Origin of the sequence: Endozoicomonas sp. 8E (assembly GCF_032883915.1) — a bacterium.
Classification (GTDB): domain Bacteria; phylum Pseudomonadota; class Gammaproteobacteria; order Pseudomonadales; family Endozoicomonadaceae; genus Endozoicomonas_A.
In genome coordinates, this window is record NZ_CP120717.1 from 641,044 (window position 1) to 656,103 (window position 15,060).

Consider the following 15,060-nt stretch of genomic DNA (forward strand, 5'->3'; position numbering starts at 1 on the left):
TCAGAAATTTGCGACTGATATTCTCGAAGGAGGAAAGGTTGCTTTTAATCAACGTCGTAAAAAGTACGGATTTAATTGAATATGCTGAAATCAGAGCTACTGGAAATTATTGCCAATGGCGAAAACTCAGGCGTTGAATTCAAGCGAGATGATATTCGTCCTGAGCAGCTTGCTGAAGAAGTAGTAGCGATGACTAATCTCAAAGGAGGTATGCTGCTACTGGGTGTGGAAGATGATGGCTCCATTAGCGGTATAGCACGAGACAGACTGGAAGAATGGGTGATGAACGCTATTGCAGATAAAGTTCATCCCATGTTACTGCCTTACTACGAAGAAGTTCAGCTTGATTCTGATAACCGTGTTGCTGTGGTCAGCTTTACGGAAGGGGTATCAAAACCCTATGTGTTAAGGCATAAAGGCCGTGAAGATGTCTTTATTCGGGTTGGTTCAACATCCAGAAGAGCCACAAGAGAGCAACAGGCAAGATTGTTTGCCAGTGGCGGAATGCTACATACCGAAGCTTTGCCTGTAGCAGGCTCCAGCTATAACTCTCTGGATCATGAACGACTGTCTGATTATCTGAAAAATGTTCTCGCAGACCCTGATATTCCCCAGAATAAGTCTTCATGGGTTAATCGGTTAATTGGATTAGGGTTTATGGCTGAGGGTATCAGCTCTCCAGTTTGTACTGTTGCGGGTATGGTATTGTTTGGTACTTCCCCCAGACGTTATTTGAGGCAGTCCGGAATCAGGGTAGTTGCGTTTGATGGAGAAGATAAAACCTATCAATCGAAGATTGACAAGATATTGGATTTTCCATTGGTTGGGCTCTGGAAAGAAGATGAAGCGGGTGAGCGTCGTTTGTCAGAGATGCACTTTGGGCTTATTGAGAGGCTCGTTGATCTGATTGAACCCTATATCAGCGAAGAGTCTGGAGAAATAGACAGTCACTTTCGCAGGGAAAGGCGCTGGTACTACCCTAAAGCAGCCGTAAGGGAACTGGTTATTAACGCTCTTGCGCACAGGGACTGGACCCGGTCTGTCGATATTGAAATAGGTATCTATAATGACCGTCTGGAATTAATCAGCCCCGGCACTTTACAGAATTCTATGACCATCGAAAAAATGTTGGCGGGTCAGCGCTCTCCGAGAAATCCTACTGTAGTCGAGGTTCTCAGGGATTACGGCTATGTCGATGCCAGAGGAATGGGTGTACGAACTAAAATCGTACCTCTCCTGAAACAATATAACGGGAACGAGCCGCACTTTGAACTAACGGAAGACTACCTTAAGACAACCTTCTACAAGAAAAAGTAGGAAAAAGTAAGAGGAAGGAAAATCTGCGACCAATTGTTGGGCATGTCGGTGAGGATATAAGGGGTTGGCTCATGTGTATGCCACCCTTGCTGCAAGCGTGAGGCTTTCATACACCACATAATGGGCAGCTTCGAGGATGTTCTGCTCTCGCTTTATTTAAACACAGTTTGCAAAACCAGTGGTACACACAAGCTGATGCTCCCGGGTATTGGACTTGGTTTAGACAAATTGCACAACTTCCAGCCAAAAGATAAAAGCTTGCGTAGTCAACAAAATATGAAACCACGTAAGTGACAATTCCTGAGGCAAAAGAATGACCTAAAATGTACAATATATTCAACCAGCTCTTTTCTCTCTCGTTATCAGCGTCCAGAAAATGTAAGTTCAAGATGTAATCTTGCAACGCTGATTGAATATCCGGCTCATTACTATGGTAAAGTTCAAAATACCCATGCTGTAAATTACAAATGTTTAACAGCTGGGATTTTGCTCGTTTGTTACCCATATTGATAGTCATAAACTTACTGAGCCCTTCTCCCATCACTACGTTTAGACTGTATTTTGATAAAATTTCAACTTGCAATAATTTCTCGGGATTATTTAGCTCAATGCAAACATTTGTTAAAACAAACCTGTTAAGAACACTAACTGCTTTTTCTTCTTTTTCTAAATTTTTAGCCTTATTTGACATGAATGAAGTTTCAAACCACCCATCCCCTTTTTGACCATATATTGAATCTAAATGCACGAGGTTATGCTCTGATGATATGTTTTTTAAATCTATGCTTAACTTTAATTTCCCGTCAATAGAAACAGGGTAAATAATTGAATTGTTCAATAACTGAATGCAGTCTGACTTATTTTCACTTTGCAATAATGTTTTATTCAGTAATTCAAATTCTAAAATGATGCCATAGGCATAATTACTTTTAATGATTTTTGGTTTCAGTGATCTGGATTTACGATCAAGATGCCTTGAAGCAAATCTTCTATAAATTATGTAGCTTTTCAAAAGAATTGTTGAAATTGCTGACGACGTCGTTAAGTAAAAAGGCCTGAAATTCTGAGTGTATCCCAGATCATAGTGCCCCTTAAGCTGAAAGTAATTAATGGTTGGTATAATTGGGAGCATTACAGCATTCATTATCACAATATCATCTATGGGAATTTCTTCGAAATAAGCAAACAAAGTGCTTGAGTAAAAACATAGGCAAAAGATAAGTAAACGCATTTTTATTTACTAAATCAAAAGTATCCAGAGTGTATAGCAAAGCCTAAAAAAAATTCCAGTCGACTGCCTTTGGCATTAGTCGGAAGAAGTGTGAAAGTTTTTTCTATTTTTCCAGTGGATGATTCACGAGCCAAAATCCACGCTAGCCTTGGCTGTGATCGGAGGTAGCACTATTTTAGTTGCTTTATTCTCGTTCGAAATTCTATCCATTGTCCCTGACGGCGCGGCTGCCAGGATAACAAATACAGGCAAAGGGTTGGCATGTTGCGTTCGCCACCCTTACTGCAAAGGTTACAGGTTCTAAAAAACAAGCTCGCTCCTGGGTGAAATTTTGTCTCGCATTTTTATAACTTGTTTTTGCTTAGACTCTTCATTAATGAAACTTCTGCTTAATAATTGTCGTGTTTCTAAAGGAAGCTGATCATGCCAGATATCAGGATCTTCAGATAAAGTTTTTGCATCAGACTCGTTGAAATTATCTGAGAAGCAAGCATTGTTAAACTTATAAGTTAACTTGTAATATTTATCGTTTAGGGCACCACATTTCATTTTCAACTGTATATTTGATAAAAATAGCGCAGCATTGATAAGGCGTGATGATGGAGGCTCATAAAAACGTGTTCCTTTTTTATGGACGCTATCAAAATCGATTAATTTTATTTTATTTTTCAGACAAATCATATTTTTAGGTTTGAAATCCCTGTGCGTAACACCTATCGACTCAAGATAATTTAAAATCTCAAGAACCTGAAAAATAATTTCATGAAATTGTGAAACTGATAATTTTGAGAAATTTTCATTTAAAAATTGATAGAGGTTGCTTTTCCCTAATTCCATCACAATATACATTTTATCATCTTCTTCCATAACACCAAAGTATTCAATAATATTAGGGTGGGGATTGGCTATTAAGGATTGTATGGTCTTTTTCTCATCAATAGCATTATCCGCTTTCCAACCTATCAAAGGAATAACTTTTATAGCTATATCACATTGACGTTCAGTTACGCACTTTGACCGATACACATCACCGCATGCGCCACCATCAATTTTATCATTAAGCTCGAACATATGAGCTTTTGGTATACATCCCTGTGCAAAGCCATGAAAACACTTATCTTCACTTTTAGTTTGTAGGTCAATTTTCATCCTTTTAGAGGGTAAGCCTGCAATATCCATATTAACTCCCTGGTTTAATCCGTCCCATAACTATTTGACTCCCGATAAAGAATTTAGTTCCCTGAATTGTATGACATAACATCAGCACTAATATCAATTTTCATTACACGCCCAGAACCGAGAAAGATAATCAAAATATAAAGAGCTGCCAGTAGTTCAGCTTTATCAAGAATGCTTATATTCACTCTATTATGTGCAAACAGTATATCGCAAGTTCCTGATGCAGCCTCCGTATTAATTGCCAGTGTTGCCATCAATATCATTAGCGTAAATTTATTTTTCATGGTCTCTAAAATCTTTTTTTTGGAGTATGATGTCTTTAACAAAATCGAGCCAAAAAGGCTCCAAATAAAAATGATCATCATCAAAGCAGCCAAAGAAACAAGTCGATAGATCATGGTTGGAAGCTGGTTAAAGTTTCTGTCGCCAGATACAGCGGGTTTTCGATATAACCGGAGGTCTTTTGGTATTGCAGGTTAGTTGTTTATGCCATTCTTGTTTAAAACCAGACAGAAACCATCAACATCGTAGAATACACTCATCATAGGCGCAGGAGTCTCTGTCAGCTATCTATAGTCTGCAACTAAAAGATGGCTAAATTGCCGGGGCTCTTGTCTTTTTGACGAGCAGACTGTTGATGGTGAACTGAGAGTGACCGCCAGGTTCCAAATTACTGCATTGAATACTCTCCCTGATATGAGACTCCGACCATCAAATTTCATTGAAATGGGGGCCAGGAGTAAGGCTTACTTTGGGCCTGAGCCACCTCCTGAAAAGAATGATCATAATGAACAAGTATGTGTAATCGGAGATCTGATTGAACAGACTCGTCGATGTGTTGATCTATTCGATGGCGGGCTTGATAAAGGGCTAAGCGAGTACCTGCCTTACGAGCCAACCCCTCCGTCTCAGGATTGATATCGCTTTTTTTGATTTATGACTCTCAATAACCAGAAGTTTTCGCCCCGTTGCTGCCCGGAGCGGTGCGGCGTAACCAGGCGCTATCCCTCTGCTGAAGCAATAAGAATCTGTCCCGCCATGCCAGCTGGAGCAGTACCTACTGAAATGACAGTAACTTCCTCTTGACTGTTTATGCCATAACCAATAACCAGACCGCAGGCATCTTGAAGAAATAGAGTGAATTGATCCGGGTCGATTTTGAAAAAGCCCATGATTTCAGAAATAAAAGTTTCAGCAAGCTGAGGCGCCAGATTATACACTGCCAGTGCCGCAGAGAGCTTATTTTTCAATATTTCCTCATTGGGTACTGAAGCAGATACAGGGCAGGTTATTAGAATTAAGCTAACAATCATCGGTAATATCAGTAGACGCATTTACAAGCCTCATCAGTTTAAAATGTGTCGTGAGTATAGGCCGTAATAGTCATGCTCAAGTGGTTATGAAAATGAAATCTTGTATTCCGGACGCAATAATCAACAACTCATTTAACTTCTTGCTCGAATACCCTGTGGGTCAGGATAGACTGCAGGTGCAGTCATTTATACTTAACGTTTCTGTATAGAATCTCCAGAAGCAGAGTCCTGAGTTAAGCTCAACTGTTCCCGTAAACTGAAAGCACGGGTTCATCCAGATTAGCCATCTGCTCCCTCAGCTCCAGAATATGTTCTGACCAGTAACGCTCGGTATTGAACCAGGTAAATGCCATGGGAAAGGCCGGATCCGTCCAGCGTTTGGCCAGCCAGCCGGAGTAGTTGATCAGCCTCAGGGTTCGGAAGTATTCCACCAGATTGAGTTCTATGGGATCAAACTCGTGAAATTCTTCATAACCTTCCAAAAGCTCTGCCAGTTGAATGGTCTGGCTGGCCCGGTCACCGCTCAGAAACATCCATAAGTCCTGAATAGCGGGTGCCATGCAGGTATCGTCGAAGTCGACAAAGTGAGGGTTATCATTCCGCCAGAGAATATTGCCGACGTGGGCATCGCCATGTACCCGAATCATTTTCGGGTGGTATTGGGCTTCGATACTGGCAAGACGATCCAGAATGTCCCGGGTCAGAGTTTCATAAGCTTCTTTGAGGGTGGCGGGAATAAAATCATGGTCCAGCAGCCAGGTGACATTGTCGATGCCGTATCTTTGCAGATTAATGGCCGGGCGATGCTGGAATGGTGCCGCTGAGCCCAGTTTATGTAACCTTCCCATGCAACGACCCAGCACCAGCAGATGATCCAGGTTATCCAGTTCCGGTGGGTAGCCTCCCATGCGTTTGAACAGGGCAAACCGGAAGCCCTCAAATTCATGTAAGGTTTCCTGATTCTCGTTTCGGAGGGGGGCCACAATCGGAAATTCCATGCCCTGCAGTTCCAGCGAGAAGTCGTGTTCTTCCAGAATCTGCTCCCGGCTCCAGCGCTCCGGACGATAAAATTTGGCAATAATCGGCAAGCCATCTTCAATCCCAACCTGGTAAACACGGTTTTCGTAGCTGTTCAGAGCCAGGTTTCTGGCGTCACACAGGTATCCCTGGCTTTCCACAGCGTCCATCACCCGGTCAGGCGTCAGTCTCTCATAAGGGTGCTGGATATCTGAACTCATAATAGGCTCCCATCATCGTTTACTGCTGAAGTTTACTATGAAACTCGCCTCGGGAGTGTCAGGTTTACTGACCTTTTTGTCAGTTTCTCAGAAAACTATTTCTATTTTTGGTGAGTCCAAGAGTTATTCATGATCTTTTGAGGAAAGCGGAAATGGATGTTCAAAGGGCTTCTTTTCCCGGCAACAGGTTAGCGACTGAACAGGGTCGTTCCCGGAATCCGTGTGACATCATTGTATCGGCTGTTTATTGCGTACTGGGTAAGCTCAGGCTGATTGATGTGCCTCAGGAGATGGTGGCCTCCAAAGTCTTCTATAAGAATAAACACTTCTCGGTGATCTCTGAGCTCTGGGAGTCCCCTTTGGGTCAAAATATCTACATGAGAAAGTGTGCTGTGCACAGAGGGGCTAAACGGTATCTCAGGATTGAAAAAGAGCTTCTCAGAGCGGCTCAGGGTCCGAATATTGTCAGGCTTATTGAAACAGAGGATGACACTATACTGATGCCCTTCGCAGGCAAGTCACTTCAGCATATTTTGCATTATCATAATGGAAGACTGCCACTGCCCATCTTTGAGACCTTTGCCCAACAGTTAATGAAGGGTGTGGCTCACCTGCATGATGCAGGGATCTGGCATCTGGATTTGAAACCAGGAAATCTGATAGTAAATAAAGAAAAGACTCTCACCATCATTGATTTTGGTCTGTCTCAGTATGCGGGTCCGATTGAAAAGTCAGAAGCATGTACAGAAGGCTATAAACCTCCTGAAATGTTTTATAAGGGACCTGAGGTTATTTCCAGTAAAACCGATATTTTTTCAGCAGGAGTTTCTCTCTTCAGAATATTGATGAATAAAACGCTTTTTCCCGAGGGCTTTGATAAGAGCGTAATGGTGAAGCAAGACGTTTATTATGAGTACCTGAATGATCAATTAAAAGACGTAGAGTCCATTGACCCAGGCCTTGGGGTCTTACTCAGGTTGATGCTGGCCTGGTATCCACAGCATCGGCCTGATGCAAAGAAGATACTGAGCCATCTCATGAGATCCTGACCGTAATATCAATAATGAGCCTTCCAGTCGGTAAAGCGTCTGAAGACGCAGTCCTGATCCAATTAAGCTGTCGGAGCTTACTCCGTAACTCACCTCAAAAGAGTTAGCTTTACTGACCTTTCTGTTAGTCCTTCAGGAAACTTTTTTAATTGTTGGTGACTCTTAAACCTGAATCAAGCTCAAATAAGGACAAAACAAACAATGAATGCTCACATTCCAGCTATTACTGGCAATGGTTCGCAGACAATAGTTGCTCAAGGTGCTGCTTCTAACGGCAATAGTTCACCGACTTATCAAAGTTGTCTCAGGAATCCCTGTAACATCGCTTCATCGGCTTATCACTACGTGTTGGGCAGGTTCAGGCGGACTCATGTGAATGAGCATGTGAATGCGCGAATGCTGGACTCAAAATTACTCTGTTACAGTGGTTACTTCGTTTTGAGGAAGGAGACCTGGGAGCTCCCTGAGGGTAGAAAAATCTACGCGAGAAAGTGTCTTAACAACAGAGCAGGTAAAAAGCTTCTCATAAATGAAAAGAAGATGCTCAGGGCTGCTCAGGGTCCGAATATTGTGCCGTTTATTGAAACGAAAGACAAAAGTCTATTGATGCCCTTCGCAGGCGAACCACTTATCTGTATTTTGGCTCGGGATCGGAGTCGAGGGCTACCACGACCCAAGTTTGAGAGCTATGCCCAACAACTAATGAAGGGTGTAGCTCACTTACATCATTTAGGGATCTGGCATTTGGATTTGAAACTCGCCAATGTCTTAGTGGATGAGAGCGACGAAGATAAACTCACCATTATTGATTTCGGTCTGTCTCAGCATGCTGGTCGGGCTAAAAATAAGGATCCGGGTACAATGGGTTATAAATCTCCTGAAATGATTTGTCGGGGACACAAGACCCTTTCTGCGAAAACCGATATTTTTGCAGCAGGGGTTATTCTTTTTGAGTTGTTGACGAATTACAAACTCTTTCCTCAATCTATTAATTTCCTTAACAAGGGATTTGTGGCGAAGGAAGACTCATATTACGAGTACCTGAATAGTCGACTGCAACTAGTGGAGGTTATTGATAATCACTATGCGCAATTAATAAGGTCAATGCTGGTCTGGAATCCAAAGGACCGGCCTGATGCAGACGAAGTGCTGGGTTTTTTGCAGTAAAAAGCATTACCTTTGAAATCATTTTAGTCATAAAAAACAGGCATAATTCATTTGTTGTTAAAAACAGACTTTTCTAGCAGCCTGTCGGACTTGAGCGTCCGTAGCGAGGATTGCGAGAAATTGAGGATAAAAATTTCTGATTCCAAGGAGAATAGCGAGCTATTTGACGAGGGAGCAGGAATTTTTAGACCAATTTATCGCAACCGCACGACTGCATGGATGCAGGAGCTAGAGCAACGCAGGAGCAGTTGCCGCGAGTGCCTGAATAATGAGTCAGAAAATATGATTTCGTATGGTTGAGTACTTAACTTCTTATATCACAATGACGGAAATGTTTTTATCGTCGGCTCTGTTTTCAGTGCTGCTATTTACATTTACTCTTACCCAAGAATGAGATTCTGAGACAAATTTGAATTTATTTAAAGTGTTATTGTTGAATGCTAAAGTCTGGACAATGCAATCTGATATACTTCATTCCTGTTTCTTTTCCCAATGGAAATAACAGTTACCGTGATTGTCTTATCTGATACTGAATAAACCAACCTGTAACCAAGCTTTTTAAGCTTTATTTTGTACAGGTTCGGAGAGCCAGATAACTGTGCAGATGGAACCCTTGGATTTTCCAATCTTCTCTCAAGTGTTTTGGAGAAACTTTTCCTAACATTAGGTTTGAGCTTTTTCCACTCTTTTAAAGCAGCTTTTTTAAATTCAAGCTCATAAGTCATCGAGAGAAACCTTTACAGTTTCTTCGTTTTCTCTTTCCCTGACAATTTCCAGCAATTCCAAATCTTCAATAAGATCCATCATTGCTTCATACGCTTTTGCAGGAACACAGTAAAAAGCTGGCTCATTCCTGTTCAGTACAGCGATTGGTAATCCTTCCCCACTGGCTACAACTTTCATGGGGTTGGCTTTAAGCTCTGAAATACTGGCGACAGTATCGGTTAATATTTGGTTAGACATAATATTTTCTCCACAAAGGATCGAATGCTAGACCTGTAAAGAAGTCCTGTCAATTATCAGAAGTGGATTCAATTTCTTCCTGAAGGCTATTCTTTCTCTCTTTAAGTTCTTCCAGCTTTCTTTCTGATACCTTTACAGAATCTTCTAGCCAATCCAAACGCATTTGTAACGACTGCAATAGAGAGGTTAAAGATCCTGGCGGTAGTCAGGTGTTCTCGCCAGACACCAGATATCCACACGTTCCACACCCTGCTTTTTCAGCAGCCGGGTGATTTCCGAGACCGTTTCTCCGGTCGTAACAACGTCGTCTACAATAGCAAGATGTTGGTGGCTTGGTCTGCCCGTCATCGAGAAAGCATTCCTGATATTGCTCTTGCGTTTTGAAGCCTTCAGACCCTGCTGAGGGGCTGTGTGCTTGCGTCGTTTGATTAGACGAGTTTCCAATTTAATGGGTTGGCAGGGCTGAAGATCTTTTACCAGTCGCCTTGCCAGCAGTAGCGCCTGATCAAAGCCTCTGGCCCGCAGACGTTTATTGTGCAACGGAACCGGCACTATTGCCTGAGGCCACTCCCGGCCATCGTAGTGGTGAATCAGATTACGAATTAATTGATCGGTCACAGGTGGCAGGTAGATCAGTTGCTGATGGTATTTGATCTGTTTGAGAAGATGGTCAACGGGAAACTCGTAATTAAAGGCAGAATAACAGGCGTCAAATACCGGTTTTTTCTGGAGGCAGCGGGCACAGAGTTCCAGAGCATTAAGTGGAACAGGAATGCCACAAGACTGACAGTGTTGTTCTGCAACAGGCAACGACTTCATGCAAAGGCCGCAAACGGGCTGATTCATCGGTGTATCGGCCCTGCACAACAGACAGCTCATGGAAACAAACTGTTTAAGATTTAACCATTTGTAAATACTGTTACGTTTTAACAATTGACGCATAGTTTCAATTAATTATCATCGAAGCTGTTTTTAATCTTGATTTCAGATCATTGGCCTGACTAACAACAGAGAGCTTCTTCCCGGAAGAATCAGTGAAAAACATGACTAACCCTACAAGCCTCAAGGACTCAGGTTCCAGCGCACTGCGTCATGACTGGGCATATGACGAAGTCGAAGCCCTGTTTCAAATGCCATTCAATGATCTGATCTTTCAGGCTCAGCTGGCACACAGGGAACATTTTGATCCTAACCGGGTGCAGGTTAGTACACTGCTGTCCATCAAGACAGGTGCCTGCCCGGAAGACTGTAAATATTGTCCTCAGAGTGGTCACTACAACACCGGCCTGGACAAGGAAAAGTTAATGGCAGTGCGCAAGGTTCTGGAAGAAGCCCGCCGCGCCAAAGCCTCCGGGGCGACCCGCTTCTGCATGGGAGCTGCCTGGAAAAACCCTCCTGTAAAAGACATGCCTTACCTTCTGGAAATGGTGAAAGGGGTCAAGGAAATGGGTCTGGAAACCTGCATGACCCTGGGTATGTTAAATGCAGATCAGGCTGCACAGCTGGCCCGGGCCGGTCTGGATTATTACAACCATAATCTGGACACCTCGCCAGAGTTTTACGGCAGCATCATCACCACCCGTACTTACTCAGATCGTCTTGATACCCTTGCCCATGTGCGTGATGCGGGAATGAATATCTGCAGTGGTAGTATCGTTGGTCTGGGTGAAACAGAAAGAGACCGTGCCGGTATGTTGATCCAGCTGGCCAACCTGCCCAAACATCCGGAAAGTGTGCCCGTGAACATGTTGGTTCGCGTCGAAGGTACGCCTCTGGCTGATGTCGAAGCCGTCGACGGTATCGATTTTGTTCGTACCATCGCAGTTGCCAAAATCATGATGCCTGCTTCCTGTGTACGCCTGTCTGCCGGTCGTGAAAACATGAGTGATGAGCTGCAGGCTCTGGCTTTTCTGGCGGGCGCCAACTCAATCTTCCTGGGTGACAAACTGCTCACGACGGCTAATCCCAAAGAGAGCCGAGACCGACAACTCTTCAACAAACTGGGTATCAACAGAGGTGACGCCAACGGGCTGGAAGAGCAGGCGCTGGAGGCCATATGCCCTCTGCGCGAGCGGGACTCTTTATTAGATAATGAGTTGAATAACGAACAGTATTACAACGCCATGGGTCAGCAGGCTTCCTGATGGCTTTCGATCTTGAGAATGACCTTCAGGCCCGCCGGACCCGGGGCCTTTACCGGACAAGGAAAACGCTTGAGGCACCTCAGGGGGCAGAGGTGGTGGTCGATGGCAAGCCCTATCTGGCTTTCTGCAATAACGATTATCTGGGTCTGGCTAATCATCCCGACATCTGTGCTGCCATGGCTCGAGCCACTTCTGATTACGGGACCGGCGGTGGCGCTTCCCATTTGGTCATTGGCCATAGTCGTGCACATCATCAGTTGGAAGAAGAGCTGGCAGAGTTCACCGGTCGAGAACGGGTTTTGCTGTTTTCCAATGGCTACATGGCGAATCTGGGGGTCATCACTGCCTTGCTGGGTAAAGAGGATGCGGTTTTTCAGGATCGTCTGAATCATGCTTCTCTGCTGGATGCCGGTTTGTTATCCGGGGCAAGGTTTCAACGATATCTTCACAAAGATCTGGCAAACCTTGAAACCCGCCTAAAGCGCACCGATGGGCGGCGCAAGCTGATTGTTACTGACGGTGTTTTCAGTATGGACGGTGATCTGGCTCCTCTGAAAGCCTTATCAGAACTTGCCCATCGACAGGACGCCTGGTTGATGGTGGATGACGCCCATGGTTTCGGTGTTCTGGGTAACAAGGGTGGCGGAGTTGCTGAACATTGTTCTCTGGGTCAGAGTGACTTGCCGGTCCTGGTAGGGACCCTGGGTAAAGCGTTTGGTACGGCAGGTGCTTTCGTTGCAGGGAGCGAAGCCCTGATTGAAACTCTGATCCAGTTTGCCCGAACCTACATCTATACCACTTCATTGCCTCCGGCCATCGCAGAGGCAACGAGAGTGAGTCTTGGAATTCTGAAGGAAGAAAACTGGAGACGAGAGCACCTGGACAAGCTGGTTCAATACTTCAGAAAAGCGTGTCAGCAGATGGGGCTGAAACTTATGGACTCGCACTCTCCGATTCAGCCTGTTATTGTCGGGTCTGCAGATACCGCTGTAGCCATGAGTGACGCTCTGGCAGCACAGGGTATCCTGGTGACGGCCATTCGTCCCCCCACGGTTCCTGAAGGAACTTCAAGGTTACGCATTACCTTCAGTGCAGCTCACAAACAACAACATGTAGAACAGCTGCTGCATGCACTGGAAAGAACGGTACGCCCATCACAGGAGGAAGTAGCATGAGTTTACCCATTGTTCTGGTTAGTGGTTGGGCGATGCCTGCAGCTGTCATGGAGCCTCTGGCGAGTGCTTTGGACGGCGATGGTCGAGTGTCTGTGGTACAGCTGCCGGGTCTGGTCCGGGAGCGTAGAAAATATGACTGGAAGCAACTGCTCGACTACCTCGACATGCATTTGCTGGACCCTCCCGTCATCCTGGTTGGCTGGTCATTAGGAGGTACTTTGGCCTCTATCTACGCCAGTCAGAATCCAGACAAGGTGGCCGGTCTGGTGACACTGGGCTGTAATCCCTGCTTTGTCAGAAACAAGGACTGGTCAGAAGCAATGCTGCCACAGACCTTTGAAAGTTTTTATGCCGGAATGCAAGAAGATTCTGTGGCCACCGTTGACCAGTTTTCCCTGCTCTGCTGCATGGGCAATGGCAATCGAAAAGAGGTCGCCAGACATTTGCAAAACGCGATTCGCCGGGACGCAGACCTGGAATCAACCATTCTTCTGCAATTGCTGAAGCTGCTAGGTACCAGTGATGTTCGTTCACAGCTGGCTGATATTCGTTGTCCGGTATTGCATTGTTTTGGCAAGGATGATGCGCTGGTGCCCATTGATACCGGCAAGAGAATTGAGCAGGACTACCCGGGTCACAACGTTCTGATGATGGAAGGCGGTCATTGCTTTTTCCTGGATCAGGGCTCTGGTGCCATCAGACAGGTAGCGGACCAGGTTAACCGCCTATGCAACCGAAGCTGAAAGCAGCTGATTGTGGGGCGCAAGCCCAAATCAACAAACAACGTGTTGCTGCCAATTTCAGTCGCGCTGCAACCACTTACGACTCCGCTGCCGCGCTTCAGAAGCGTGTAGCAGCCAGAGCTATGATGGGGCTGCCAACGGATGTTTGTCCCGAGTATGTATTGGACCTTGGTTCAGGTACGGGTAGCCAGACTGGGTTACTCTCCGGACATTTCCCCGATGCCCATGTGACCGGTTTGGATCTGGCTATGGGCATGCTTAAGTTCGCCCGTTTGCAGTGCGACTCAGCTTCCTGGTGTTCAGGTGATATTGAGTCACTGCCGTTTAAGTCAGAAAGCTTTGACCTGGTGTTCTCCAGTCTGGCCATTCAATGGTGCTCATTTGAGACGGTCCTGGAGGAAATCTATCGGGTGCTCCAGCCGGGTGGGGTCTTTGTTTTCTCCAGCCTGGCCAGTGGCACTATGGCACAGTTGCAAGAAGCCTGGCGACAGGTCGACAGTCATGTCCATATCAACGGCTTTGACAGTTTTGAACAGCAAAAGCTGTGTTTGCTTGAATCAGGCTTCAGGCAGCAGTCTTTTAAACAGCAGACTGAAACGCTTTACTACCCTGAACTGTTTCAGATGTTGAGAGAATTAAAAGCATTAGGGGTAAATACCGTGCACGGTCGGCCATCCGGTTTGGTAACCCGGAGGCGGTTGACCCAACTGCAGGAAGCGTACGAGTCTTTTCGGGCGGACGCCGGTTTACCCCTCTCCTATCAAGTGTTGTACGGAATTTTAAGAAAACCAGCCCATGCCTAGAACGTTTTTTGTCACTGGCACCGATACGGATGCCGGGAAGACTTTTGTCATCTGTGCAATGTTGCAGGCTGCCCATCAGCAAGGGTTTAAAACACTGGCCCTGAAACCGGTGGCTGCGGGCTCCGATGAGACTTCAGACGGCCCAAGAAATGCTGATGCTCTGAACCTGATGAGTGCCATGAATGTCAAGTTGAGTTATCCACAGGTTAATCCGGTTCTTTTTGAAGCACCCATTGCCCCCCATATTGCGGCACAGGAAGAAGGTCGGCGTATCACTGTTGATCGTCTGACCGGTTTTTGCCGTGGAGCCCTGATGACCCGTCATGATCTTTCTTTCATTGAAGGCGCGGGTGGTTGGCGAGTCCCCCTGAACGACCGGGAAATGCTGGCCGATCTGGCTAAGTCGATGAACCTTCCGGTGATTCTGGTAGTAGGAATGAAGCTGGGGTGTATCAGTCATTCCCTGCTGACGGTCGAATCCATTGTGCAAAGTGGTTGTCAGCTGGTGGGTTGGGTGGCCAATCAGGTGGATCCCGATATGAGCCGTTTTCAGGAAAATGTTGAAGCCCTCAAGCAGTCAATTCATGCGCCCTGCCTTGGCGTTGTCCCCTGGTGTTCTGAAGGTCAGCCGGGTGATGCGGTAGCCAGTCTTGATCTCTCTCCCTTGACTGTATGATCTTTCTTCAAAAGCAGGGGACAGTTCCTGCTTTATAATAGTTTCTTTCCTGTCTTCCGATA

General features: G+C 45.3%; 17 protein-coding genes. 9 read left to right on the top strand and 8 right to left on the bottom strand.

Going from position 1 to position 15,060, the window contains the following annotated elements; translation table 11 throughout:
• Positions 1-81 precede the first annotated feature (81 nt).
• A complete protein-coding gene (locus P6910_RS02600) occupies positions 82-1,317 on the top strand; it encodes an RNA-binding domain-containing protein (RefSeq protein ID WP_317144730.1) in 1,236 nt (411 codons plus the stop codon).
• 106 nt (positions 1,318-1,423) lie between these two features.
• Here P6910_RS02600 and P6910_RS02605 read toward each other — a convergent pair whose 3' ends face one another.
• The 3 genes from P6910_RS02605 to P6910_RS02615 form a co-directional block, all read right to left on the bottom strand.
• Positions 1,424-2,461 carry a hypothetical protein gene (locus tag P6910_RS02605; RefSeq protein WP_317144731.1) on the bottom strand — a complete coding sequence of 346 codons (1,038 nt, stop codon included), beginning with the start codon at positions 2,459-2,461 and terminating at the stop codon, positions 1,424-1,426.
• Between the two features lie 387 nt (positions 2,462-2,848).
• Positions 2,849-3,727, bottom strand: a complete 879-nt coding sequence (locus P6910_RS02610; protein WP_317144732.1) for a protein kinase family protein — start codon at positions 3,725-3,727, stop codon at positions 2,849-2,851.
• A 53-nt stretch (positions 3,728-3,780) separates the two neighbouring features.
• Entirely contained in the window at positions 3,781-4,125 is a 345-nt protein-coding gene (locus P6910_RS02615; RefSeq protein ID WP_317144733.1) for a hypothetical protein, read from the bottom strand.
• Positions 4,126-4,378: 253 nt separating this feature from the next.
• On the opposite strand from P6910_RS02615, the gene P6910_RS02620 reads away from it, so the two are divergent.
• Positions 4,379-4,645 carry a hypothetical protein gene (locus P6910_RS02620; RefSeq protein WP_317144734.1) on the top strand — a complete coding sequence of 89 codons (267 nt, stop codon included), beginning with the start codon at positions 4,379-4,381 and terminating at the stop codon, positions 4,643-4,645.
• A gap of 83 nt (positions 4,646-4,728) precedes the next feature.
• On the opposite strand, the gene P6910_RS02625 is transcribed toward P6910_RS02620, so the two are convergent.
• On the bottom strand, positions 4,729-5,061 hold the full coding sequence (locus P6910_RS02625; protein WP_317144735.1) for a hypothetical protein: 333 nt from the start codon (positions 5,059-5,061) through the stop codon (positions 4,729-4,731).
• 218 nt (positions 5,062-5,279) lie between these two features.
• Positions 5,280-6,278: a serine/threonine protein kinase gene (locus P6910_RS02630; RefSeq protein ID WP_317144736.1), complete on the bottom strand. Its 999-nt coding sequence runs from the start codon at positions 6,276-6,278 to the stop codon at positions 5,280-5,282.
• Positions 6,279-6,430: 152 nt separating this feature from the next.
• Here P6910_RS02630 and P6910_RS02635 point away from each other — a divergent pair, with 152 nt between their 5' ends.
• Both P6910_RS02635 and P6910_RS02640 read left to right on the top strand, forming a co-directional pair.
• The gene (locus P6910_RS02635; protein WP_317144737.1) at positions 6,431-7,327 is read left to right on the top strand and encodes a protein kinase domain-containing protein; all 897 of its coding nucleotides are present in this window, start codon (positions 6,431-6,433) and stop codon (positions 7,325-7,327) included.
• A 372-nt stretch (positions 7,328-7,699) separates the two neighbouring features.
• Positions 7,700-8,494 carry a protein kinase domain-containing protein gene (locus P6910_RS02640; protein WP_317144738.1) on the top strand — a complete coding sequence of 265 codons (795 nt, stop codon included), beginning with the start codon at positions 7,700-7,702 and terminating at the stop codon, positions 8,492-8,494.
• 440 nt (positions 8,495-8,934) lie between these two features.
• Here P6910_RS02640 and P6910_RS02645 read toward each other — a convergent pair whose 3' ends face one another.
• The 3 genes from P6910_RS02645 to P6910_RS02655 all read right to left on the bottom strand — a co-directional run bounded on the left by P6910_RS02645 (position 8,935) and on the right by P6910_RS02655 (position 10,336).
• The gene (locus tag P6910_RS02645) at positions 8,935-9,219 is read right to left on the bottom strand and encodes a type II toxin-antitoxin system RelE/ParE family toxin (RefSeq protein WP_317144739.1); all 285 of its coding nucleotides are present in this window, start codon (positions 9,217-9,219) and stop codon (positions 8,935-8,937) included.
• A complete protein-coding gene (locus tag P6910_RS02650; RefSeq protein WP_317144740.1) occupies positions 9,209-9,457 on the bottom strand; it encodes a type II toxin-antitoxin system Phd/YefM family antitoxin in 249 nt (82 codons plus the stop codon). Before P6910_RS02650 ends, P6910_RS02645 begins: the two co-directional genes overlap by 11 nt.
• A 186-nt stretch (positions 9,458-9,643) precedes the next feature.
• Positions 9,644-10,336 (bottom strand): ComF family protein, encoded by a 693-nt coding sequence (locus tag P6910_RS02655; protein ID WP_317144741.1) that lies wholly within the window; start codon positions 10,334-10,336, stop codon positions 9,644-9,646.
• Positions 10,337-10,500: 164 nt separating this feature from the next.
• Here P6910_RS02655 and bioB point away from each other — a divergent pair, with 164 nt between their 5' ends.
• Genes bioB through bioD form a run of 5 tightly spaced genes read left to right on the top strand, consistent with a single transcriptional unit; the run spans position 10,501 to position 14,998 of the window.
• Positions 10,501-11,601: a biotin synthase BioB gene (gene bioB, locus P6910_RS02660; protein WP_317144742.1), complete on the top strand. Its 1,101-nt coding sequence runs from the start codon at positions 10,501-10,503 to the stop codon at positions 11,599-11,601.
• Positions 11,601-12,776 (top strand): 8-amino-7-oxononanoate synthase, encoded by a 1,176-nt coding sequence (gene bioF / locus P6910_RS02665; protein ID WP_317144743.1) that lies wholly within the window; start codon positions 11,601-11,603, stop codon positions 12,774-12,776. Before bioB ends, bioF begins: the two co-directional genes overlap by 1 nt.
• A complete protein-coding gene (locus tag P6910_RS02670; protein WP_317144744.1) occupies positions 12,773-13,519 on the top strand; it encodes an alpha/beta fold hydrolase in 747 nt (248 codons plus the stop codon). The genes bioF and P6910_RS02670 overlap by 4 nt, the downstream gene beginning before the upstream one ends.
• On the top strand, positions 13,504-14,322 hold the full coding sequence (gene bioC, locus P6910_RS02675; RefSeq protein ID WP_317144745.1) for a malonyl-ACP O-methyltransferase BioC: 819 nt from the start codon (positions 13,504-13,506) through the stop codon (positions 14,320-14,322). Before P6910_RS02670 ends, bioC begins: the two co-directional genes overlap by 16 nt.
• Positions 14,315-14,998, top strand: a complete 684-nt coding sequence (bioD, locus tag P6910_RS02680) for a dethiobiotin synthase (RefSeq protein ID WP_317144746.1) — start codon at positions 14,315-14,317, stop codon at positions 14,996-14,998. The genes bioC and bioD overlap by 8 nt, the downstream gene beginning before the upstream one ends.
• Positions 14,999-15,060 lie beyond the last annotated feature (62 nt).